Below are 23,354 nucleotides of genomic sequence, written 5' to 3' on the forward strand. Positions count from 1 at the left end.
ACATCTAGTAAAGCAGGAAAGGATGATTTCTCGTGATTTTGGACTATCTGCAAGTGAAATCCGCGTATCAATTGAAGGTGGTACCGCAGCGTAGAGAGATTACCTTTTTAACGAAGCTGACAGGTATCGCGCAGTTGTGGCGCTGGAAGGAAGATTCCAACCGCTCGGAGCAAGTGACCTTTTTGCCTGATCGTGTGGTAGCAGTTGACCATTCCCCGTGCGGAACGAAAACGATTGTCGGTATGGACAACAAGGGAGACGAGCGGCAGCAGTTCTTTTTGCTAACGGAAAATGGTGCAGTTGTGAAGCCGCTGACAGATGCTCCTGATTATTTTCACTATTTGGGAGGCTGGTCTCCGTGTGGGAAAAAGATCGCGTGGTCCAGCAATCGTCGCAATCCGCGCAGCTTTGATATTTTTGTGCAGGATGTCGAGAGTGGTGCGTATGAGGAAGTCTTCCGCTACGATGGGCGCACAGATCCAATCGATTGGCTACCAGACGGGACAGGACTCATTTTCAGCGTGCAGGAGACCAACATTGACAATTGCCTGTATATGTTGAATCTACAAACGAAGGAAGCACAAAAGCTCGCCATTTGCAGCAAACATGCGCGCTACCATTCCTTGGTACTGTCTAAAGACGGCCAAACGGGATATCTCGTAACCGACCGCGATGAGAACACGAAAGCGTTGTGCCGCTTTTCACTGCGTACAGGAGAGCTGGACAAACTGGTGCACGACCCAAAATGGGACATCGAGGAGGCCAAATTATCTCCCGATGAGACGCTTCTTGCCTTCACTATCAATGAAGGAGGCTATTCCGTTCTTGCTCTCTATTCCTTGACAGAGCAACGCTGGGAGCGGGTGGAGGAAGCACCACGTGGAGTGATCTCTTCCTTGGCCTGGGTGAGTGATGATCAGCTCGCTTTTACGCTGAAAAGCCCTACACTTCCAGGAGACATCTGGACGTATACCATTTCGGAGCAAACCAGCCGACGTGTGACGAACATTGGTCAATCCGATGCTCTGGAAGATAAACTCATCGAGCCAGAATTGTGCACGTTTCGCTCTTTTGATGGCTTGGAAGTGCCGTATTTCCTCTATGCCAAAGATACATCCGAGAATGCCGAGAAAAAACCAGTCGTCGTCTACGTCCATGGCGGGCCAGAGAGCCAAATTCGACCGGAGTATCATCCTGTTTTTCAGTTTTTGGCGAACGAAGGCTTTACGGTGGTAGCACCGAATGTTCGCGGCAGCATGGGCTACGGTCGGGAATATGTCCAGCTCGATGATCGCCGCAAGCGAATGGATTCTGTAGCAGATTTGGCTTGGCTGGTCAAAGATTTAGGCAACCGTCCAAGTGTTGACCCGAATGCGATCGGTATCATGGGCCGTAGTTACGGAGGATTCATGACATTGGCAGCGCTTACGCATTACCCTGACCTGTGGACCGCAGGTGTTGATATTGTGGGGATTTCCCATTTCAAAACCTTTCTGGGGAACACCGGGGCATGGAGACGGAGATTGCGTGAGATGGAGTACGGGTTCCTCGGCGAAGACGATGACTTTTTTGAAGAAATTGCTCCTTTGAATCATTCCCATAAGATCACGGCTCCGCTTCTCGTATTCCACGGGCGCAATGATACGCGTGTTCCTGTCAGCGAAGCAGAACAGCTCGTAGCGGACATGCGAGGCAGGGGGCAAGAAGTCGATTTGCACATTTTTGAGGACGAAGGTCACTTTACCGAAAAGCTGGATAATCACATCACGTTAAATCAAAAGATTTCCCGGTTCTTTTTAGAGCAACTTGCATCCACCAATAAAATCGAGGAGTGATTAGGATGACGCAAGCAAAAAGAGGCATAACGGCTGAGGACTTGTATCAAATGCGGTACGCGAGCGATCCGCAGCTATCACCAGACGGAAAAACGCTTGCCTATGTGGAAAATCAAATCGATGAGTCCCACGCATACCAAAATCACTTATTTTTACGCAAATTGGATGTAGATGACCCACAACCATTGACGGCTGGCTCCCGCGACACCTTTCCGCGCTGGTCGCCAGATGGTTCAAAGATTAGCTTTGTTTCGAATCGATCTGGAAAATCACAGATTTGGCTGATCGATGCAAACGGAGGCGAAGCAAGGCAGCTCACGCGTTGCAAAAACGGCGTCAGCAATCCGACTTGGTCACCTGACGGCAAATACATTGTCTTCTCGTCGATTCTGGATGAAGGTGAAACATTCGCAGACCTCGAGGGAACTGAGGAGAAAGAAAATCCCAAAGCCATTCAAGTCGGAAGAATGAAGTACAAATCCGATGATCTTGGGTTCATTTACGAGAAAAACAAGCAGCTGGCCATTGTTCATGTAGAAACAGGCGAGGTTACTCCACTCAGCGATGGCCCGTACAATCATACAATTGGGTCCTGGTCGCCGGACGGAAAATGGCTCGCCGTTACTGCGAACCGAACAGAAGACCCTGATTTTCAGCATAGTGTTGACGTTTTTCTCATCCCTTCTGAAGGGGGAGAATGGAAAAAGCTGACCAACAGCAAAGGGATTTTTGCCTATCCAACCTGGTCACACGACGGTAAGAAGCTAGCGTATATCGGAAGTGAATTGGACACGCATTTGTACGCAGCACAGAAGCGCATCTGGGTATATGATTTTGAAAAGGGCAACTATACTTGCATCACAGATGATTGGGACGTTCAGGTGGGCGATTCCACCATCGGGGACATGCGCTCGCCAGGTCACCCGAATCCAGGCGCTGTATGGACAGCAGATGGAAGAGGTATGTATTTCATTGCAAGTGAGAGAGGAAATTCCGGCATTTATCACGTAACGCTGGACGGACAAGTCACGAATGTTGTAGCGGGCAATCGGAATATTTACGGCTTTTCGCTGCATGAAAACGAACAAACGGTGGTTGTTGCCATCAGTGACCCGTTTACGCCGGGCGACTTGTATCAAGTGTGCCTGAAAGACAGAGGAGAAAAACGTCTAACATCGCTGAACGAAGAGCTATTTGCTGGCATTGAGCTCCCTGTTCCAGAAGAAATGGAGTTTGTCGCGAAGGATGGCTGGAAGCTGCACGGTTGGATGCTCAAGCCTGTCGGTTTTGAAGAAGGAAAAAAATATCCGATGGTTCTGCAAATTCATGGCGGGCCTCACTCTATGTACGGAAATACGTTTTTCCACGAGTTCCAGCTGCTCGCTGCAAAAGGCTACGCCGTACTCTATACAAATCCGAGAGGGAGCTTTGGCTACGGAGAGCGTTTTGTCCAGGCTTGCTGCGGTGACTATGGAGGGAACGATTATAGCGATTTGATGACGGCCGTGCAATATGCATGCGATCAATACGATTTTGTCGATGAGGCTCGCTTGGGTGTCGCAGGCGGCAGCTACGGTGGCTTTATGACGAACTGGATCGTCGGTAAAACCAATCGATTCAAAGCGGGTGTAACAGATCGGAGTATTTGCAACTGGGTAAGCTTTTACGGTGTCAGTGATATCGGTTATTTCTTTACTGCCGAAGAGATTCAGGCAAATCCATTCACGAATCCGGAAAAAATGTGGCAGCATTCACCAATTCGCTTGGTAGAGAACATCGAGACGCCTCTGCTGATCATGCATGGAGAACATGACTACCGTTGCCCGATCGAACAGGCCGAGCAGCTTTATGTAACATTGAAGCATCAAGGTAAGGCACCGGTGTCATTTGTCCGTTTCCCGGGTGCCAGTCATGAACTATCCCGCAGTGGTGATCCTCGGCAACGCGTGTTGAGACTGCAATATACGTCGGATTGGTTTGACAGCTATTTGACTTTAGACAAGAAAGTAAAAATAGCGGAATAATCGTAAACCAGTCAAACACGTTATTTTGTGTTTTGACTGGTTATTTCTATGTCCATTTTAGAAAGGGATTACTTGAATGATATAAATAACAAGCGAGCATAATATGGAAAAAGAAACCACAAAGGAGTGTTTCCTTTGATTCAACTAGAGGAGATTGACAGTCAACTCCGAGAACTGAGTGAAACACAAGATTTTGAAATACAGCATCTTACTAATGGTGACCTTTCCATAGCATTATACTTTTATTCATCTTTGATTAATTCGAAGCTGATTCAGGAACGTATTTCGGAACCTTTCTCGACTTGTCATTCGTATAGTGAAATGAAAAACATCTTAGATGCGGAGCTTTTTTGTGAGCAGGTTCTAGACGAAAAGGAAGTGATACCGAAGCTTCTAGAGGGTTATTCTTTAATCACTATAAATGATACGTTTTATTCCTTTTACTCATCCAAGGTCATCAACGACAAAGTAGATTACGCTAAAAATGAAGCTTCTGTACAAGGGCCACCATTTGCGTTAACAGAAGATAGCTATGCAAACATCAACCTAATACGAAGACGTTATGCTTCCTCCAATCTAATGGTGAAGGAAAAAGAGGTTGGAAAAAAACCAAAAACAAAATTGTATGTTTTGTATGACAAGCATGTCGTGAAAGAAACAGTTTTGCAGGAGCTGTTACAAAAGATTGACGATATTCAAGATGAGTTTATTCAAGCTTCTGGACAGCTTGAAAATTTATTGTCTCAAAAGAAATTTAACTTTGTACCTTTGATGCTCGTCTCAGAAAGACCCGATCGAATTGTCTTCAGTCTCTCACAAGGAAAGATTGTCATTTTGGTCAATGGATCACCTTTTGCGTTAATAGCTCCCGCTGTATTTTACGATTTTATGTCTGCGATGGACGATCGGTATCAAACGTATTGGATAGGGATAGGTCTGGTCATCCTTCGCTATATTTCATTATTCCTCACCATATGTCTCCCTGCGATTTACATAGCAGTCATTTCTCATAATCCAGAGATCTTCCAAGTACAATTCGCATTGTCAATCGCAGGGAGCCGCGCTCCAGTCCCATATTCCTCATTCGTCGAAGTTCTATTTATGCTTTTCCTGATTGAGGTGCTAATCGAAGCCAGTATTCGTTTGCCAAAGTATATTGGTTCAACGGCTACAACGGTGGGTGGATTAATTTTAGGACAAGCAGCGCAAGAAGCAGGTCTGGTCAGCTCTGTCATGATCATTATTACATCAACTGTCGCGATTGCTAATTTTGTCGTGCCGATCAACGAGATGAGCTTTGCAATCAGGCTGGTAAAGTATCCATTAATCGTGTTTGCTACTTTATTCGGTATCCTGGGACTCATGTCAGGTGTTTTTTGTTTCTTGGTGTATTTAGTCAATCTGAGAAGCTATGGTGAACCCTTTTTTCGACTCCAATTCGGTGAGCATGCATCAACCAATTCGAAAAAGAGGATCTCTGGATGATGAATCGTTACTATTATTATCCATTTATTTTATGTATGCTGGTAAATACCATTTTTTATGTACCCGTAATGTTAGTGGAGTATCGATTTCAAGGTGCATGGCTAGCGATCCTCTTCGCGATTGTGTTTGGATCGACACTGGCTTATTTGTTTACTAGGACAATGGGTCAGTTCCCAGGTCAGGGGTTACCTGAAATTTTTGAACAACGATTACCTGTGATGCTAAGCTCCGTAATTAGCTTCTCTCTGGGACTCCTTTGGATAGTCGCTGGAGGGGTGGTTCTAATTGCATTTTCATATATTGCCAAAATGTTTCTGAATCCATCTATTCCCATTGAACAGCTCCTTTTCTGTTTAATTATCGTAAGCTGTTATGCAGCTACTCGCTCGACGGCAGCGATCAATTATTTATCCGAGATTATTCTGATATTCATTCTTCCAATCGTCGTTTTCATCTTATTTAAAGCACTCCAAAGTGAAACGTTTGAGTGGAATGCGATTATGGTCACGACGGAGTACATCTTTACGATTCCTTCTTGGAATACACTGTCAACAGCGATGTTTTGCTTTACAGGATATATGACACTGATTGTGTTAAACAGGTTTTTTACTTGGAGAATATCACTAACCCATTTTTGGTTAGTACCGGTTACAGGGGCGATCACATTGTTGAGCACCTTCCTTATTCCGATTGGTATTCATGGTACACAGGCTGTAGAAAATTACCTTTACCTTTGGGTGAATACAGTTGACTCGCTTCGAATGGAATTTGGATTTATTGAACGAGTCGTCTTCTATTATTTAATCGTTTACGTTGCGGTTACTCTCTTGTTTATCTCGATGAGCTGGCATATTGGTACAGAGTTAGTCGGTAGTATTTTTCGTGGCCAATCCAAACGATATCGATGGATCATTGTTGGAGTCGTGGGTATCGCAACTTGGTGGTACGGGCGTTTGACAAATGAAAAGCAGCTGATTATGGTAGCGGAGCAGTGGTTTATGGTTCGGTTTATGATGGAGCTCCTGTTGGTTCTTCTGATGGTTTTGATAGGAAGGAGGAAACAGTAACATGCGTAGAAGGATAGGTGTGCTTTTCGGTGTGCTTTTCGTTTTGCTTTTGTTTGGGCTGAGTGGATGTGGATTCAAAGATATAGATAAACGATTTTTTGTAGTAGCGATAGGAATCGATCAAGGTAAAGAAAAGCAGTACAAGGTCTCATTAAAACTGGCGATTCCCACACATCGAATAGAGCCGGGGCATGCTGCGTTTCAAATCATTTCACAGGAAGCTGACACCATTTCTGAGGCGTTAGAACTCATGAATTCCAACGTGGACAAAGAACTTGATTTGGGGCATTCAAAGATTTTTATTATCGGAAGGAATCTAGCGAATGACGAGATCCTCACAACAACAGATTGGATATTTAGAGGGAGTGATGTGCAGAGAATTGAGTATATGGCACTTGCGAATCCGTCAGCAGAAGAGATATTAGAAGCGAGTCCCAGATCTGAACGTGTTCCAGCAGACTCTCTTATTCTAAGCTTTGGACATGAGAAAATAGGATCGTCTTTAGCTGTAACAGAGTATTTATATGACTTTTACAATAGAATGTTCGAGTTGGGAAAAGACCCTTTTTTGCCTATTGTTTCAAAAAAAGGAAAGTCATTCGAAGTGAATCAAGTGGCTTTGTTCAACAAGAAAGAATTAAAGATGGTCATTCAACCAGGGCAAACAGAATTGTTTAGCCAGCTTGTTCGAAAACCATCTAATTTTGTAGTCAGCGTAAAAAAAGATCATCTTCGATACTCACTATTGATTCAAAGCTTTACATATCGCTATCAGATTCAGACCCCCAAACAGCAACCGCCAATTCTGCAAATGGACATTAAAGTAAGAGGGCGAATTCAGGAATCTAATCAAGCTTTATTTGATAAGAATTGGGGAGAAATAGAAAGGGTTGCGGAGAAGAATATTGAAAATCGATACAAGAACCTGTTGGAGAGTATGCAGAAGCATCAAATTGATCCGATTGGATTCGGACTACATTATATGGCTAGAAATCATTATGGCAAGAAGGAGTGGGAGTTGTGGCAGGAAATATATTCTAAAATGAGGTTTAACATTACAGTTGATTTGGAGATTGAAAGCACGGGAATCATTAAATGATGGGTGGCATACAAAACCTTGATTGAAACAGAAATCGAGGTTTTGTAAAAAATGATGGATTATCGTAATAATTCGAAACGTATTCTTTGGTCCTCAAAGGAAAAGCGGAGCCAAATTCTAATAAAAGGAAGGATAATTATCACTCTTTACAGAAGATTTGGAATCAGGATGTTCCGATCATCTCTCTTTATTCAGACAACGATTTTTCTGCGATATCGAAAAAGGTAATGCATGGAGAGCTACAAATGTTCGGATTCCATCATCAATTGGAAAAATGGTCAGTAGGAGGAGCGCAATAATGAACAAAGAACAAGTCGTAGGCATTGTGCAAGAAAACTTGCCACAAGCAATCGAGAAGCTGAAGCAATATTTGAGATTTCCTACCGTGTCCGCACAGCATAAGGCCATCCCAGAGACAGTTGAATACGTGGTCAAGATGATTCATGAGGTTGGCGGAGAGACAAAGGTACTCGACAATCTTGGCGGCAATCCAGTCGTGTATGCGTTTTTTGCTGCAGGCAGTGAAGGAGACGCCAGCAAAACGATCCTGTTTTACGATCACTATGATGTTCAACCACCTGAGCCGTTTCATGAGTGGAACACAGAGCCGTTTGACCCGACGATAATCGATGGAAAGCTGTATGCCCGTGGTGCTGCCGACAATAAAGGTGACCTCGTAGCGCGTCTGACGGCGATTCACATTTTGCAGCAGCAAGCAGGCGGTTTGCCTTGCAACATCAAGTTCCTGATCGAAGGAGAAGAAGAGATCGGCAGCCCGAATCTGGAGCCATATCTTCGAGAGTACAAGGATCTTTTCCAAGCGGATGCCTGCATTTGGGAATTCGGTGGAAAGGACGAAAATGAGCGAATCAGCATGGTTGCCGGGATCAAAGGAATGGCGTACCTAGAGCTGACATGCGTTGGGGCAGATATCGACATGCACTCCTCTGTCGGTGCGTATGTAGACAATGCAGCGTGGCGCTTGGTACAGGCATTGACGACGATGAAAAATCAGCAAAACGAGATTTTGGTCGAAGGCTTCTTCGATGGGATCGAGGAACCAACAGCGGATGAAAAGAAAGTCGTTTCTGAATTGCCGTTCAGTGAAGAGGCGACAGTAGCGCTATTCGGTTTGAAACGCCCACTGATTACCGCGGCAAACAATGTGGACCCACGAGAAGCCATGGTTTTTCATCCGACCATGACCATTTGTGGTCTGGATAGCGGCTATACAGGAGAGGGCGCGAAGACTGTTCTGCCGAAAAGCGCGAAGGCCAAGTTGGATTGCCGCCTTGTCCCAGGACAAGATCCACAGCACATCATGAATTGCATTGAGAATCATTTGGAGAAGCATGGTTTTACGGATATTACCGTCACCATGATCAACGGGCAAAAAGCGTATCGCTCCGATTTCCACCATCCATTTGTTTCTCACGTACTGGATTCAGCACGCGTCATTTACGATCATGAGCCAGTGCTTTCTCCAAACGCGGCAGGCACGGGTCCGATGTATATTTTCGGTGAGCAGCTGAAGCTTCCGGTTGTCAGTACAGGGGTAGGCTGGGTTGGCTGCAAAGTACATGCGCCGAACGAATCCATCCGTTTGAAAGACTTCGAGGAAGGAATTGCCCATATGGTTGTCATGCTCTCTGGATTTGCCAAAGCGCTGTCAGAGTAGCAACATACGAGTGAAGGATCAGGCAATTCTATAGCGAAAAGGGGACCTTTCGTGTAAAAAGGTCTCCTTTCCTTTTTGGAACCCTCTCGCAGCACTTCCAGAGTGGACTTTGCTTTTGTAAACCATGTACAATCGTAAATGATAGTGTACATACTTTTACAGGAGGCGAAATGCGTGAACAGCGATACACATCCATTCGAAATCGCAACCTTTGCAGGCGGATGCTTCTGGTGCATGGTCAGTCCGTTTGACAAGATGCCAGGCATTGAAAAAGTCGTCTCCGGCTATACAGGCGGTCATGTCGAAAACCCAACCTATGAACAGGTATGCTCTGATACGACGGGGCATTATGAAGCCATCCAAATCACATATGATCCGTCTCTCATCTCCTACGAGGAATTGCTGCAAATGTTCTGGAGACAAATCGACCCGACTGACGCAGGTGGTCAATTCGGTGATAGAGGTCAATCGTATGCGCCAGCGATCTTCTATCATAATGAAGAGCAAGAAAGTCTTGCGCTGAAATCAAAGCAAGAGCTGGATGCGAGCGGTCGTTTCCAAAAGCCCATTGCAACGCTGATTTTGCCAGCCAAGCCGTTCTATCCAGCGGAGGAATATCATCAGGACTACTATAAGAAAAATCCGGTCCGCTACCAATACTACCGCGCGGCATCAGGCAGAGCGAAATTCACCAAGGAAGCATGGCGCGACCGTACGAAGCAAGAAGAATTGAAAAAAATCTTGACCCCGCTCCAGTACGAGGTGACGCAAAATAACGGGACAGAACGTCCATTTACGAACGAATTCTGGGATCACAAGGAAGAGGGCATCTACGTAGACATCGTCTCCAACGAGCCTTTGTTCAGTTCCTTGGACAAGTTCGATTCCGGCTGCGGGTGGCCATCCTTTACCAAGCCATTGCAAGAGGAAACCGTAACCGAGCATGTGGATTTGACACATAATATGATTCGTACAGAGGTTCGTAGCAAAGATGCAGATTCTCATCTCGGCCACGTTTTCGAGGACGGTCCTGGAGAAAATGGATTGCGCTACTGCATCAATTCAGCCGCATTGCGCTTCATTCCGAAAGGTCGTTTGGAGGCAGAAGGCTTCGGGGAGTATAAACGATTATTTGAAAAAGAATAGAGTGTGGACCGCTACTCTCCGGGAAACATGGGAGAAGGGCGGTCTTTTTGCTAAACATACAACTAGGTAAACAGAAGAGAATGCAGGGAGGGTCCAATGTACACGCAGAAATCCTTTCACAGACTAATTGGACTGTTACTCGCAGCAATCATCGCCATATCAGCCTGTTCTTTCGGTCAGGAGCCGCCCCACAACAATCAAATCGTACCGACACCCCAAAACGTTGCTGAGGGTGGGACGTTAATCATTGCGCGTATGTCGGATGCCGCAAATCTCGATCCCCATTTTATTTTGACGATTAATGAGGCGAGTGTCGTCCAAGGAAAAGTGTATGAAGGGCTCGTCAAACGAGATAGGAACATGAACATTCAGCCACAGCTGGCAACGGCATGGAAACAAATCGACGATCTTACTTGGGAGTTTACTCTCCGACAAGGTGTTGTTTTTCACGATGGGACTCCCTTTCATGCACAGGCGGTCAAGAAAACATTTGATCGTGTATTAGATCCGGCGGTGGCTTCTCCACGGGCAGCCATGTTCGAAAAAGTAAAACAGGTAAGGGTCATCGACCCGTACAGAGTACAATTCATTCTTCATAAGCCATTTGCTCCTTTGCTTTCTATTTTGGCCAGTCACGAAGGGAGCATCATCAGCCCCACTGCGATCGATAAATACGGGCGGGAATTATCGCATCACCCGGTTGGTACTGGTCCTTATCAGTTCCAATCATGGGAGCCTGGCAGTCAAATTACCTTGAGCAAAAACCAGTCCTATTGGGGCGAGGCTGCTACGCTTGATCAAGTCGTCTTCAAGGTTGTTCCAGATGATGCGGCTCGCATTGCGATGGTCGAGAATGGAGAAGCACATATTGCAGAGTCCATCCCTGTCATGGAGCTGGATCGAATTCAAGCCTCCAATCAGATGCGTGTGTACCGCAGTGATGCGCTCGGGACGGAGTTTATCGGGTTTAATGTATCACGTCCACCACTGAATGATATCCGTGTGAGGAAAGCCATCAGTATGGCGATCGAGACGGGAGCGATCATTAAAGGGGTGTATAACAACGTGGGAACGAAGGCGAACTCACCGATTGGACCACATGTGTTCGGCTACAGTCCGACTGTGAAAAGCTACCCGTACGACATCAACCAAGCGCGTCGGTTGCTCGCAGAGGCGGGCTATCCAGATGGTTTTCCTATTCAAATGATTACCTACAACAGACGGGATCGAATCTTGGTTGCCCAAGTGATACGGTCGCAATTAAAAGGGATCGGCATCGACGCGGAGCTAAAAGTCGTCAGCTACGATGAGTTTGTCCGAACCATTGAGAAAACGAAGGATCATGAGATTTTTGTCAGTGGCTGGGCAAATGCAACCGGGGATGCCGACTACAATCAATACAATTTATTTCATACATCGGGTGGCGGGGCTGGTAACAGTTTTCAATACAGCAATCCCGAGCTGGATCGTCTCATCGAGGCTGGTCGTATCGAAACAGATCCTGCCAAAAGACTTTCCATCTACGCAAAAGCACAAGACGTGGAGCTGCAAGATGCTTTGGTCGTGCCGATTCGCAATCTGGAGAATTTGGCTGTGATTAGCAACCATATTCAGGGCTTCTCCATCAGTCCAGCGGGTTACTTAAATATCGAACAGGTCGTGATTTCTCGATAAATCATGTAACGAAACGCCGGTCAATTATGTCATAATAGGTACGTACTTTTATTACCTACATAATTGGATCAGCTCCAAAACGAAAGGAACGTTACAATGAGAAGTTTTCGACACCGACTTTTGCATCCGCTTGTACTCGTAACGGCAATGACATTTGTGTTGTCTGGATGTAACAGTACAGCTGCTCCACAAGAACCACAGACACCATCATCCGTGGAGACGCCAACTCCTCCAAAGAAAGAAGAAGAGAAGCCAAAGGAGGAGAACACGCCTCCACCGGCTGAAACACCAAAGCAAGAACAACCGGATCAACCCCAGAAAGCGAAGCCAACGGAAACGAAGCCGGCAGAAAAGCCACCAGCGGGTCAGCCACCTGAGCTGTCGTTCCCGGACATCGAGGTCGTGGGTGAGCCTGAGAGTGTTGCTGTACTGGTGAACAAACAACGCAAGCTTCCAGAGAACTATCAGCCAAATGATCTAGTGTTTCCAAACGTTCCTTACTTGCTCCCGGAAAAGAGCGAGAAACGCAAAATGCGCAAAGAAGCAGCTGGTGCGCTTGAGCAGTTATTTGCGGCAGCTCAGGCTGACGGTGTCCAGTTAGCTGGCGTATCTGCCTATCGCTCCCACGCCTACCAGAAAGCGCTGTTTAATCGCTATGTAAAAAAAGACGGCGTAGAGAAGGCACGGACTTACAGTGCCGTTCCTGGGACGAGTGAGCATGAAACGGGACTTGCGATTGACGTCTCCGGTAAGGATGGCAAATGTGCAGCAACGAGCTGCTTTGCCGGAACCAAAGAAGCGAATTGGCTGGATGAAAACGTCGAGAAATTTGGGTTTATCATTCGCTACCCAGAGGGAAAAGACGCGATTACTGGTTATATTTATGAGCCGTGGCATTTGCGTTATGTAGGGGCCGAGATCGCACAAGAAATCGGAGAAAAAGGGATTACGCTCGAAGAATATTCAGGTGCCGTTCCTGTTTCCACACCAACGAATTAAGGAAGAAACGCCGATCTCTCACCGAAGAGAATCGGCGTTTTTGCTATGTAGTTATGCTATAATGTTCACGGGTGAAGATAATGGTCGAAAAATCAATCAGAGAACGTATTATTGAAACATCCATGCGCTTGTTTGAAGCAAATGGCTACCACAAAGTGACTGTGGATCAAATTGTGAAAGAAAGCGGAACTTCGAAGGGAGGATTTTACCACAACTTCAAATCAAAAGATGAACTCCTCTACATCATTCATGATCAATTTATTACGTATGTGCTGGAAAAAGCGGAGGAAGCTTACGAGAAGTGGGATACTCCGACAGAACGTCTGCAAGCCATCGTAAAATCCTTTGTTATGATGATTGATCTGTACCGTTCGCAGGTTACGATTTTTTATCAGGAGAGTTTGTTTTTAGCTCCGGAGTACTACACGGATATTGAAACGAAACGGGATCGCTATAAAAAAATCATGTTCACCGTCATTTCGGACGGGATCGAATCGGGTGAGTTCCGCCCGGAGCTGCCTGTGCCGATTGTGTCCATGGCTATCTTTGGCATGGTGAACTGGATTTACAAATGGTATCAAAAGTCAGGGACGTACTCGATCGAGCAAATCGCGGATATTTATGCAGATATGGTTCTTCATTCCGTTTTGAAATCAGAATCGATGGAAAACCCGGCATTTCAACGTTTTTTCCTGCAATCACAAGAAAATCCCTTCAAGCCATTGTAGGGGTGCTAACAAGGATCATGCGGCTACACTCAAGCTTTTCGATAGGAGACAGGGGCATAGTCGCTTAATGGTCCCTTATTAAATACCTTGATCAGACCAACTAGTTGGTCTGTACTAGTATTCTGACATTTGTTATAATATCGAAAAGACCAACTGGTCGGTCTTGCGCAATCACATAAGACCAACTAGTCGGTTCGTGAGGTTGTGCCAGTCAGATTCGGGAATTGGGGAGGAATAGTCGTGCTTACCATTTACGAATTACGAGAACTTGTGAAGCTATTGGAGCAGACGGACATAGAATCTTTTGAGGTAAATGATGAAGATTCTTCTTTGCGTATCAAACGAAGAAATGGGAATCAAGTCACAGCCTTACATCAGACCCCCGTACAAAGTAAAAGCGCACCAATCGTGACGGCGGCACCCGTTGTTCCTTTGCCTAAAAAAGAAACGATTGAGCGTCCAGTCGAAAAAGTCCCTGTGGAAGTCCCTCAGAAATCGGCGGAAGTGACGGAAAACTTGTACAAAATCTCTTCACCCATGGTCGGTACCTTCTATGCAGCACCTGCAGTTGACGCAGCACCATACGTATCCGTAAACGATCGGGTAGAGCCAACTACCATTGTCTGTATTGTCGAGGCCATGAAGCTGTTTAACGAGATTGAAGCAGAAGTAAAAGGAGAGATTGTCCAAGTCTTGGTGGAAAACGGTCAGTTGGTCGAGCATGGACAGCCGTTATTCCTGGTGAAGCAAGCGTAATGGAGCAGCTTTTAAGGGGAGGACTGGAAGAGTGAGCAAACATATATGGTTCAAGGAATTCTCCGTTCCCACGTACGAGCAATGGCGGGAAGCGGCAGAAAAATCGCTAAAGGGTGCATCCTTTGATGCCAAGCTACTGACGTATTCGTACGAGGGGATTGTTCGCCAGCCAATCTATCGGCACGAAGATGTCGAAACATTGCCGCATCTGGAAGCGCTACCAGGTGAGGCGCCTTTTCATAGAGGGAATCAGCAACCTGACGAGCAAAAGGAACACAAATGGCATGTCTGTCAGGAAATCATCGCAATGAGTGCCGAGGCATTCAATCAGGCAGCCGTAGACGATTTAGGGCGCGGGCAAACGATGCTGCATCTGATGGTGGATCAAGCGACATTGGCTGGAGTTGATCCTGATGAAGCACTGTCAGATACGATTGGTCACAAAGGCGTATCTGTTTTTTGCCGAGAGGATGTAGAGCAGGCATTTCAAGGGGTGAAGCTTTCAGAGGTCCCTCTTTACGTGAACACGGGAGCGCTTGGCTTGCCTATATTTTCGCTCCTTTTGGCACATGTTGAAGCGACAGGCCAACAAGTCTCCGAGCTTCGCGGATGCATCGGGCAAGACCCTGTAGCGGTTCTGCTCACAGAGGGCAAGCTCCCTTGTTCCTTGCAGACAGCTTATAACGCCATGGCAAGCATGACGAAATGGGCAAAAAATCATGCGCCAGCGCTGAAAACGATCCTGGTTCAAAGCAATCCTTATCAGGATGGCGGCGGAAACGCCGTAACCGAGCTGGCTTTTTCACTGACCACAGGGGTCGACTATTTGCAAGCGATGCTTGAGCGGGGGCTGTCCATAGAGGATATCGCACCACGGATGCAGTTCTCATACTCGATCGGCTCAGATGTCTTCATGGAAATCGCGAAGCTGCGTGCTGCAAGAATGCTCTGGTCAAACATCGTGGAGGCCTACGGCGGATCAACGGAAGCTCAAAAGATGACGATTCACGCCAGAACTTCGGCCTGGACGAAGACGATTTACGATCCGTATGTCAACATGCTGCGTTCCACGACAGAAGCGTTCTCAGCCGTTATTGGTGGTGCAGACAGTCTGCATGTATCCGCATTTGACGAAGCGATCCGCCCTGCCAATGAGTTTTCAAGAAGAATTGCCAGAAATACGCAAATTATTTTGCAAGAAGAAGCGCATTTGGCAAAAGTGATCGATCCTGCGGGAGGTTCTTGGTACGTAGAATGGCTCACAGATGCAATAGCGAAAAAAGCATGGGAGCTGTTCCAGCAGGTAGAAGCGCAAGGTGGCATGCTGAGCGCATTAGAAGCAGGCTTCCCACAAGGCTTGATCGCCCAGATCGCGGACCAAAAAGCAGCGAGCATCGATACGCGTAAAAAGCGTTTGGTTGGAACGAACATGTATGCCAATACGGCTGAGCAGCCACTGCAGGCCGAGAGACTTCCGAACATTCACGAAGAGCGAGTAGCGGAAGCACGATCCCTTCGGATGAAACAGGACGCGACTCTCGTCTCCTCAGCGCTCGATGAGTTGGCGAAACATACGGATGAGCTCGTGGCACATGCAGTAAAAGCAGTGCTTCATGGAGCGACTGTGGGAGATATCGCCAAAGCCATGAGCCGAGATGATTCTGTGGAGACAATCATCCAGCCACTCCGTATTCACCGGGCATCTGAGCGCTTTGAAGCCTTGCGGATGCAGGCTGATGATTTTTTGAAAACAACAGGCAAAAGACCGACCGTGTTCTTGGCGACGATGGGGCCAGTGGCAAAGCATAAGGCCCGAGCAGATTTCGCGTCAGAGTTTTTTGCAGTTGGCGGCTTTGATGTATGGGGCAAGCAAGCATTCTCTACCACCGTAGAGGCGGCTGAAGCTGCGGTGGCATCGGGTGCGTTGATCACGGTCATTTGTTCGGACGATGCGAGTTATCCGGAGCAGGTACCGCCATTGGCGCAAGCAATCAAGCAACATGTACCACAGATGGTGGTTCTGTTGGCTGGCTTGCCTGACGTAGAGCAGATGGCTACTTATAAGGCGGCAGGTGTAGATGATTGCATCCACATGCGTTCCAATTGCTACGAGATGCTACGAGAACTTCAGGAGCGGATAGGAGTGGGCTCATAATGAAGCGACCTGATTTTTTAAATATGGCTTATCAGTCCAAACGAGATGTGTCTGACTTGTTTCCCCAACTGGGTGCAAACCCACAAGGAAAGGAGCAAATGTGGCAGACGCTGGAGCAGATCCCTGTAAAACCTCTTTACACAATGGAAGATGTGGAGGGCATGGATCACCTCGGCTACATGCCTGGTTTGCCCCCGTATACGCGCGGACCGTATCCGACGATGTACGTGACACAGCCGTGGACGGTTCGCCAATATGCCGGATTTTCTACGGCGGAAGAGAGTAACGCTTTTTACCGACGGAATTTGGCTGCGGGACAAAAAGGGCTGTCGATTGCCTTCGACCTCGCGACGCATCGCGGCTATGACTCGGATCATCCCCGGGTAGTCGGTGATGTCGGGAAAGCAGGCGTGGCAGTTGACTCCATTCTCGATATGAAAATTTTGTTCGATGGTATCCCTCTCGATAAAATGTCTGTCTCCATGACGATGAACGGAGCCGTTTTGCCTATTATGGCGTTCTATATCGTGGCAGCCGAAGAGCAAGGGGTATCGCAGTCGGAGCTTACCGGAACGATCCAAAATGACATTTTGAAGGAATACATGGTTCGGAATACTTACATTTATCCGCCAGAAGCGTCGATGAAGATCATTTCCGATATTTTTGCCTACACCTCCAAGCACATGCCCAAATTCAACAGCATCAGTATTTCAGGCTACCACCTGCAGGAAGCGGGTGCGACCGCGGATATTGAATTGGCCTACACGTTGGCAGATGGCTTGGAATACGTTCGTACTGGCCTTGCAGCAGGCATCGACATCGATGCGTTTGCGCCACGACTGTCATTTTTCTGGGCGATTGGTATGAACTACTTCATGGAAGTGGCGAAAATGCGGGCAGGCCGCTTGATTTGGGCCAATCTGATCAAGCAATTCCATCCAAAAAACGAAAAGTCGATGGCACTGCGGACGCATTCGCAAACGTCTGGATGGAGTTTGACGGAGCAGGACCCGTATAACAACGTGGTGCGGACGTGCATCGAGGCCATGGCCGCGGCTCTGGGGCATACCCAATCTCTTCATACGAACGCACTGGATGAAGCGATTGCGTTGCCGACAGACTTTTCGGCTCGGATCGCGCGGAATACGCAGTTGTTTTTGCAGGACGAAACAGAGATAACCAAGGTCGTCGATCCGTGGGCAGGTTCTTATTACGTCGAGTCCTTGACTGCGCAGCTCGTGGAAAAAGCGTGGGCGCACATCGAAGAGGTCGAAGCACTTGGCGGTATGGCAAAAGCAATTGAGACAGGATTGCCGAAAATGAAGATCGAGGAAGCGGCTGCACGCCGTCAGGCACATATCGATTCGGCGAAGGAAGCCATTATTGGTGTGAACAAATACCGTCTGGATAAGGAAGATCCGCTTGAAATCCTCGAAGTCGACAACACAGTTGTCCGCGAAGCGCAAATCAGACGTTTGCAGGAGCTGCGCAATAACCGGGATGAGGCGAGAGTGCAAGCTACTCTTCAAGCCATTACAGAATGTGCGAAAACGGGCGAGGGCAATCTGTTGGAGCTGGCCATTGAAGCGGCGCGAGCAAGAGCTTCTTTGGGAGAAATATCGGATGCCTATGAAAAGGTCGTGGGGAGGCACAAGGCGGTCATTCGCTCCATTAGCGGTGTCTACAGTTCCGAATACGCAGATGCCGATGAGGTAGCGGCTGTGCGCAAGATGGCAGACGAATTCGAGCAGTGGGAGGGCAGACGTCCCCGTATTATGATCGCGAAAATGGGTCAAGACGGACATGACAGGGGCGCGAAAGTGATTGCTACTGCTTTTGCGGATTTAGGCTTTGACGTCGATATCGGCCCGTTGTTCCAAACACCTGAGGAAACAGCGAAACAAGCAATAGAAAATGACGTGCACGTGATCGGCTTCAGCTCGCTTGCGGCAGGACATAAAACATTGCTGCCACAACTGGTGGAAGAGCTCAAGAAGCTGGGACGCGAGGATATTGTCGTCGTCATAGGTGGTGTGATACCGGCGCAGGATTACGCCTTTTTGCGAGAGCATGGTGCCGCAGCTATCTTTGGGCCAGGAACAGTCATTCCTGTAGCAGCCCAGCACGTTCTGCAAGAGATCGTGTATCGCCTGGAGGCTGCTGGACAATGACCGGGGGCAAGGCTGACAAGAATTTCTTGAACGTTTCCTCCAAGGCGCGCCTCCCACGCTTATCGGTGGAGCAATACGTCACAGGTGTACGGGAAAATAACCGAACCGTTTTGGCGCAGGCAATCACGCTGGTCGAGAGCAATGCTCCCGCTCATATGGATATGGCACAAGAGGTGATCAAACAGCTGCTTCCTCATACAGGTCAATCCGTACGCATAGGGATATCCGGTGTGCCAGGTGCGGGCAAGAGCACGTTCATTGAAGCATTCGGCAGTATGCTTTGTGAAAAAGGTCATCGAGTCGCTGTTTTGGCCGTTGATCCGAGCAGTACGGTTACTCGCGGGAGCATTCTCGGCGACAAGACGCGGATGGAGCTCTTGTCACGCAATCCACAGGCGTTCATCCGACCTTCTGCCACGGGTGGCACACTAGGTGGAGTCAATCGGAAGACGCGAGAAACGATGCTGATCTGTGAGGCAGCAGGCTATGATGTGATTTTGGTCGAGACGGTTGGAGTCGGACAGAGTGAGACGACAGTCAGGTCCATGGTGGATTTCTTTTTACTGCTGATGCTGACAGGCGCGGGCGATGAACTGCAAGGAATCAAAAAAGGCATCATGGAAATTGCGGATGCGCTTCTGATCAACAAAGCCGATGGTGAAAACCGCACGCGTGCCTTGATCGCCAAAGGTGAATACAATCGTGTTCTGCATTACTTGCAGCCGGCAACCACTGGCTGGGAGACGAAGGCATACATGTGTTCTTCGCTGACAGGGGAAGGCATTGAAGATATTTGGGAGGTCATCGGTCAATTTCGTGAAACCACAGTCCAATCAGGCGGCTTCGAGTCAAGACGCAAAGCGCAGCTACTCGATTGGATGCACAGTATGGCTCAGGACTACTTGCGCGCGACCTTTTTTGGCAATCAGCAAGTAGCCGAGCTGCTTCCCGCCATTGAGGGGGCCGTTGCGAGTGGCGAGATTTCACCGACGAGCGCCGTACAGCAATTAGTGGCGATCTATGAGAATGCGATCATGAAAAAGGAATAGAGAGATGGTGGCCCTTATGAGCAACAATATGTACGAAAAAATTGATGAATTGATGGAACGTAAATATAAAATCCAGCTTGGTGGCGGAGATGCTCGTATCGATGCACAACATAACCGCGGCAAGTTGACTGCACGTGAGCGGATCGAGCTTCTGCTTGACCCAGACACCTTTATGGAGCTGAACCCGTTTATTGAGCATCGTGCTACACATTTTGGTCTCGACCAGATGGAGGCACCGGGCGAAGGTGTCGTGACGGGCTACGGAAAAATCAACGGTCGTCCCGTCTATTTGTTCGCGCAGGATTTCACGGTATTTGGCGGTGCTCTGGGTGAGATGCACGCGATGAAAATTGCCAAGGTAATGGACTTGGCAGCGAAAAACGGCGCTCCCTTTATTGGTCTGAACGACTCTGGCGGCGCACGCATTCAAGAAGGGGTAAGCTCGCTGGATGGCTATGGCACGATTTTTTACCGCAATGCCATTTACTCCGGTGTGATTCCGCAAATCTCTGTCATTCTCGGACCGTGTGCGGGAGGAGCGGTTTACTCTCCAGCAATTACGGATTTCGTTTTCATGGTTGAGAAGACGAGTCAAATGTTCATCACAGGTCCAAAAGTGATCGAAACCGTTACCGGTGAAAAAATATCCGCGGAGGATCTAGGCGGAGCCAAAGTCCATTCGACGGTGAGCGGCAATGCCCATTTTACGGCAGAAACCGAACAGGAAGTATTGGAAGGAGTGCGCAGGCTACTCAGCTTCCTGCCACAAAACAATCGTGATCGCGCACCTGTGATAAAAGCAGAAGAGAATAATGGATGGCAAGAAGAGCTTCTGGAGCTCGTACCTGCTGAAAGCACCAAAGTATACGATGTGCGCAAGGTTATCGAAAAAATTGTGGATCACGGTGATTTCATGGAAGTTCAGCCGAACTTTGCCCGCAACATCGTCATCGGTCTGGCGCGTATCGATGGACACAGTGTTGGCATTATCGCCAACCAGCCGAAGGTCATGGCAGGAGGACTGGACATTCATTCATCGGATAAGCTGGCACGGTTCATCCGTTTTTGCGACTGCTTCAACATTCCGCTGCTGACCTTTGAAGATGTCTCTGGCTTTTTCCCGGGAATCAATCAGGAGCACGGAGGGATTATCCGTCATGGGGCGAAAATCTTGTATGCATACTCAGAAGCAACGGTTCCCAAAATCACCGTGATTCTGCGCAAAGCATACGGAGGGGCTTATGTGGCGCTCAACTCCAAGTCCATTGGAGCAGATGTCGTATATGCATGGCCGAATGCAGAAATCGCCGTCATGGGTCCCGAGGGGGCAGCCAACGTCATTTTTGCAAAGGAAATCGAACAAAGTGAGGACCCGGCTGCGACTCGCGCAGAGAAAATTGCCCTCTACCGAGAAAAGTTCGCCAATCCATATGTCGCGGCAAGTCTCGGGATGGTGGATGATGTCATCGATCCGCGCGAAACGCGCCAAAAGGTGGCGCAAGCCTTGGAAATGCTCAGAAACAAACAGGAAGATCGTCCGTACAAAAAGCACGGGAATATCCCACTTTAAAAAAAGGAGCTCTGATCTTGCTATGAAGCTGCATGAACTGCGTGAATTCATCAAGCTGGTGAATCAGTCTTCCATTGAGGAGCTGGAATGGGAGAAGGGCAAGACCCGCATCGTGATCAAAAAAAGCGCACCAGTCGAAGTTGTGGCTGTGAATGCGCCTGTACAGGTGGGCGAAGTGGAGCATGGCTATCAGGAGGCAGCCGCCACTGCTGAGTCCGTCAATGTCGTTGCTGAGGTGCCCAAGGAAGTGACACAGCAAGTTATGTCTCCGGGAGTAGGACTGTTCTATGCGGAAGTGACAGTAGGGCAGACTGTTCAAGTAGGCGAAAAAGTTGGACGCTGCACGGCTGATGCTCTTCAGCTTTCTGCCGACATTACATCCCCTGTTAGCGGCATCGTCACGGAAATTCTCGTCGTGGATGGTCAATTTGTCGATTACGGAAAAGCATTGCTCGTTGTCAAAACTAAGTAGGAAGGAGTGCGCCTATGTTTACGAAAGTATTGATTGCCAATCGCGGCGAAATCGCGGTCCGCATTATTCGCGCTTGTCAGGAACTAGGGATACGTACAGTCGCTGTCTTTTCTGAGGCGGACCGGGAAGCATTGCATGTAGAATTGGCGGATGAAGCGTATTGCATCGGACCTACGGCGTCCAAGGACAGTTATTTGAACATGGCACGGATTATGACAGTCGCTCTTCACACAAAGGCTGACGCTATCCATCCAGGCTATGGTTTCTTGGCGGAAAATGCTTCGTTTGCCCAACTTTGCCAAGATTGCTCGATTACCTTTATCGGTCCCGATCCCGAAGCGATCACCAAAATGGGTGACAAATCCGTAGCAAAAGCAACGATGAGTCAAGCGAATGTTCCCTTAGTTCCGGGCACAGACGGCTTGATTGATGACATCGATGAGGCATTGCAGGTGGCGGAGAAAACCGGCTATCCTGTCATCGTAAAAGCAACGGCTGGTGGCGGCGGCAGAGGCATGCGCGTCGCTTCTGACGCCGATGAGTTGTCCAAGGCGATTCGGCAAGCCCAGAAAGAAGCGGAGACGGCATTCGGTAACGCTGGCGTGTACTTGGAAAAATACGTGGAAGAGCCACGGCATGTGGAGATTCAAATCATGGGCGACAAGCACGGCAGCGCTGTGTACTTGGGAGAGCGGGATTGCTCCATCCAACGTCGTCATCAAAAGCTGGTAGAGGAAGCGCCATCTCCGGCGCTGGATCAAGCGCTACGCGAGCAAATGGGGCAAGCTGCGGTGGCGGCAGCCAAAGCGGTTTCGTACCACGGAGCGGGTACCGTTGAATTTTTGTTAGACAAGCATGGCCAATTTTACTTCATGGAAATGAATACACGGATTCAGGTAGAGCATCCCGTGACAGAGATGATCACAGGGATCGACTTGATTAAAGAACAAATATCTGTCGCAGCAGGCAATCCGTTATCCTTCTCACAAGAAGACGTGAAAATTAACGGATGGGCGATCGAATGCCGAATCAATGCGGAGAATCCTGCGAAAAACTTTATGCCATCACCAGGGAAGGTCATCAATTACTTGCCGCCTGGTGGTTACGGTGTGCGCGTGGACAGTGCGGTTTATCCCGGCTACGAAATCTCTCCCTTCTATGACTCAATGGTAGCCAAGCTGATCGTTTGGGGAACAGATCGAAACGAAGCATTGGCTCGTATGAAGCGGGCGCTAGGTGAGTTTGTCATCGAGGGCGTGCATACGACGGTTCCCTTCCATGAGAAGCTGATGGAGCACCCTGACTTTGTCGCAGGTAATTTCGCTACGAACTTCTTGGAGAAACATACGCTGGAATTGTAAAGAAAGAATAGATGGAACAAGCTGCGGGGTTATCGTGGCTTGTTTTTCTTTATAATAAAACGAGGAAAAACACAAAAAGGAGCCA

Annotated in this window: 17 protein-coding genes; all 17 read left to right on the forward strand. The window is 48.0% G+C overall.

Features of this window, described 5'->3' with window-relative positions; genetic code table 11:
* The first annotated feature begins 32 nt into the window (after positions 1 to 32).
* A complete protein-coding gene (locus tag ACFVS2_RS03145) occupies positions 33 to 1,835 on the forward strand; it encodes a S9 family peptidase (protein WP_390230775.1) in 1,803 nt (600 codons plus the stop codon).
* 5 nt (positions 1,836 to 1,840) lie between these two features.
* Positions 1,841 to 3,859, forward strand: a complete 2,019-nt coding sequence (locus tag ACFVS2_RS03150; protein ID WP_390230778.1) for a S9 family peptidase — start codon at positions 1,841 to 1,843, stop codon at positions 3,857 to 3,859.
* Positions 3,860 to 3,994: 135 nt separating this feature from the next.
* Positions 3,995 to 5,344, forward strand: coding sequence for a spore germination protein (locus ACFVS2_RS03155; protein WP_390230781.1), 1,350 nt, complete (start codon positions 3,995 to 3,997; stop codon positions 5,342 to 5,344).
* On the forward strand, positions 5,341 to 6,411 hold the full coding sequence (locus ACFVS2_RS03160) for a GerAB/ArcD/ProY family transporter (RefSeq protein ID WP_390230784.1): 1,071 nt from the start codon (positions 5,341 to 5,343) through the stop codon (positions 6,409 to 6,411). Before ACFVS2_RS03155 ends, ACFVS2_RS03160 begins: the two co-directional genes overlap by 4 nt.
* A 1-nt stretch (position 6,412) precedes the next feature.
* Positions 6,413 to 7,510, forward strand: coding sequence for a Ger(x)C family spore germination protein (locus tag ACFVS2_RS03165; protein ID WP_390230787.1), 1,098 nt, complete (start codon positions 6,413 to 6,415; stop codon positions 7,508 to 7,510).
* A 298-nt stretch (positions 7,511 to 7,808) separates the two neighbouring features.
* Positions 7,809 to 9,188, forward strand: coding sequence for a M20/M25/M40 family metallo-hydrolase (locus ACFVS2_RS03170; RefSeq protein ID WP_390230790.1), 1,380 nt, complete (start codon positions 7,809 to 7,811; stop codon positions 9,186 to 9,188).
* Positions 9,189 to 9,362: 174 nt separating this feature from the next.
* Positions 9,363 to 10,334: a peptide-methionine (S)-S-oxide reductase MsrA gene (gene msrA / locus ACFVS2_RS03175; RefSeq protein WP_390230793.1), complete on the forward strand. Its 972-nt coding sequence runs from the start codon at positions 9,363 to 9,365 to the stop codon at positions 10,332 to 10,334.
* 96 nt (positions 10,335 to 10,430) lie between these two features.
* The gene (locus ACFVS2_RS03180; RefSeq protein WP_390230795.1) at positions 10,431 to 12,008 is read left to right on the forward strand and encodes a glutathione ABC transporter substrate-binding protein; all 1,578 of its coding nucleotides are present in this window, start codon (positions 10,431 to 10,433) and stop codon (positions 12,006 to 12,008) included.
* 96 nt (positions 12,009 to 12,104) lie between these two features.
* A complete protein-coding gene (locus tag ACFVS2_RS03185) occupies positions 12,105 to 13,007 on the forward strand; it encodes a M15 family metallopeptidase (RefSeq protein WP_390230798.1) in 903 nt (300 codons plus the stop codon).
* Between the two features lie 80 nt (positions 13,008 to 13,087).
* Complete coding sequence (locus ACFVS2_RS03190; RefSeq protein WP_007726477.1) at positions 13,088 to 13,735, forward strand: TetR/AcrR family transcriptional regulator; 648 nt, start codon at positions 13,088 to 13,090, stop codon at positions 13,733 to 13,735.
* A 240-nt stretch (positions 13,736 to 13,975) separates the two neighbouring features.
* On the forward strand, positions 13,976 to 14,491 hold the full coding sequence (gene accB / locus ACFVS2_RS03195; RefSeq protein ID WP_390230802.1) for an acetyl-CoA carboxylase biotin carboxyl carrier protein: 516 nt from the start codon (positions 13,976 to 13,978) through the stop codon (positions 14,489 to 14,491).
* 31 nt (positions 14,492 to 14,522) lie between these two features.
* Positions 14,523 to 16,646 carry a methylmalonyl-CoA mutase family protein gene (locus tag ACFVS2_RS03200; protein ID WP_390230805.1) on the forward strand — a complete coding sequence of 708 codons (2,124 nt, stop codon included), beginning with the start codon at positions 14,523 to 14,525 and terminating at the stop codon, positions 16,644 to 16,646.
* The gene (gene scpA / locus ACFVS2_RS03205) at positions 16,646 to 18,817 is read left to right on the forward strand and encodes a methylmalonyl-CoA mutase (protein ID WP_390230808.1); all 2,172 of its coding nucleotides are present in this window, start codon (positions 16,646 to 16,648) and stop codon (positions 18,815 to 18,817) included. The genes ACFVS2_RS03200 and scpA overlap by 1 nt, the downstream gene beginning before the upstream one ends.
* The gene (meaB, locus tag ACFVS2_RS03210) at positions 18,814 to 19,866 is read left to right on the forward strand and encodes a methylmalonyl Co-A mutase-associated GTPase MeaB (protein WP_390230811.1); all 1,053 of its coding nucleotides are present in this window, start codon (positions 18,814 to 18,816) and stop codon (positions 19,864 to 19,866) included. The genes scpA and meaB overlap by 4 nt, the downstream gene beginning before the upstream one ends.
* Before the next feature lie 4 nt (positions 19,867 to 19,870).
* Positions 19,871 to 21,436 carry an acyl-CoA carboxylase subunit beta gene (locus ACFVS2_RS03215; protein ID WP_390230815.1) on the forward strand — a complete coding sequence of 522 codons (1,566 nt, stop codon included), beginning with the start codon at positions 19,871 to 19,873 and terminating at the stop codon, positions 21,434 to 21,436.
* Between the two features lie 22 nt (positions 21,437 to 21,458).
* Entirely contained in the window at positions 21,459 to 21,908 is a 450-nt protein-coding gene (locus ACFVS2_RS03220; RefSeq protein ID WP_173617761.1) for an acetyl-CoA carboxylase biotin carboxyl carrier protein, read from the forward strand.
* A gap of 14 nt (positions 21,909 to 21,922) precedes the next feature.
* Entirely contained in the window at positions 21,923 to 23,269 is a 1,347-nt protein-coding gene (accC, locus tag ACFVS2_RS03225; protein ID WP_390230818.1) for an acetyl-CoA carboxylase biotin carboxylase subunit, read from the forward strand.
* The last annotated feature ends 85 nt before the right edge of the window (positions 23,270 to 23,354 follow it).

Origin of the sequence: Brevibacillus sp. NPDC058079, assembly GCF_042885155.1 — a bacterium.
Lineage (GTDB): Bacteria > Bacillota > Bacilli > Brevibacillales > Brevibacillaceae > Brevibacillus.

Excerpts from the sequence above, each read along its gene's own strand:
- ACFVS2_RS03160 (WP_390230784.1), top strand. The coding sequence starts at position 5,341 with ATGATGAATCGTTACTATTATTATCCATTTATTTTATGTATGCTGGTA.
- accC (WP_390230818.1), top strand. The coding sequence starts at position 21,923 with ATGTTTACGAAAGTATTGATTGCCAATCGCGGCGAAATCGCGGTCCGC.
- ACFVS2_RS03215 (WP_390230815.1), top strand. The coding sequence starts at position 19,871 with ATGGTGGCCCTTATGAGCAACAATATGTACGAAAAAATTGATGAATTG.
- meaB (WP_390230811.1), top strand. The coding sequence starts at position 18,814 with ATGACCGGGGGCAAGGCTGACAAGAATTTCTTGAACGTTTCCTCCAAG.
- ACFVS2_RS03185 (WP_390230798.1), top strand. The coding sequence starts at position 12,105 with ATGAGAAGTTTTCGACACCGACTTTTGCATCCGCTTGTACTCGTAACG.
- scpA (WP_390230808.1), top strand. The coding sequence starts at position 16,646 with ATGAAGCGACCTGATTTTTTAAATATGGCTTATCAGTCCAAACGAGAT.
- ACFVS2_RS03170 (WP_390230790.1), top strand. The coding sequence starts at position 7,809 with ATGAACAAAGAACAAGTCGTAGGCATTGTGCAAGAAAACTTGCCACAA.
- ACFVS2_RS03190 (WP_007726477.1), top strand. The coding sequence starts at position 13,088 with ATGGTCGAAAAATCAATCAGAGAACGTATTATTGAAACATCCATGCGC.
- ACFVS2_RS03220 (WP_173617761.1), top strand. The coding sequence starts at position 21,459 with ATGAAGCTGCATGAACTGCGTGAATTCATCAAGCTGGTGAATCAGTCT.
- ACFVS2_RS03165 (WP_390230787.1), top strand. The coding sequence starts at position 6,413 with ATGCGTAGAAGGATAGGTGTGCTTTTCGGTGTGCTTTTCGTTTTGCTT.
- ACFVS2_RS03180 (WP_390230795.1), top strand. The coding sequence starts at position 10,431 with ATGTACACGCAGAAATCCTTTCACAGACTAATTGGACTGTTACTCGCA.
- ACFVS2_RS03150 (WP_390230778.1), top strand. The coding sequence starts at position 1,841 with ATGACGCAAGCAAAAAGAGGCATAACGGCTGAGGACTTGTATCAAATG.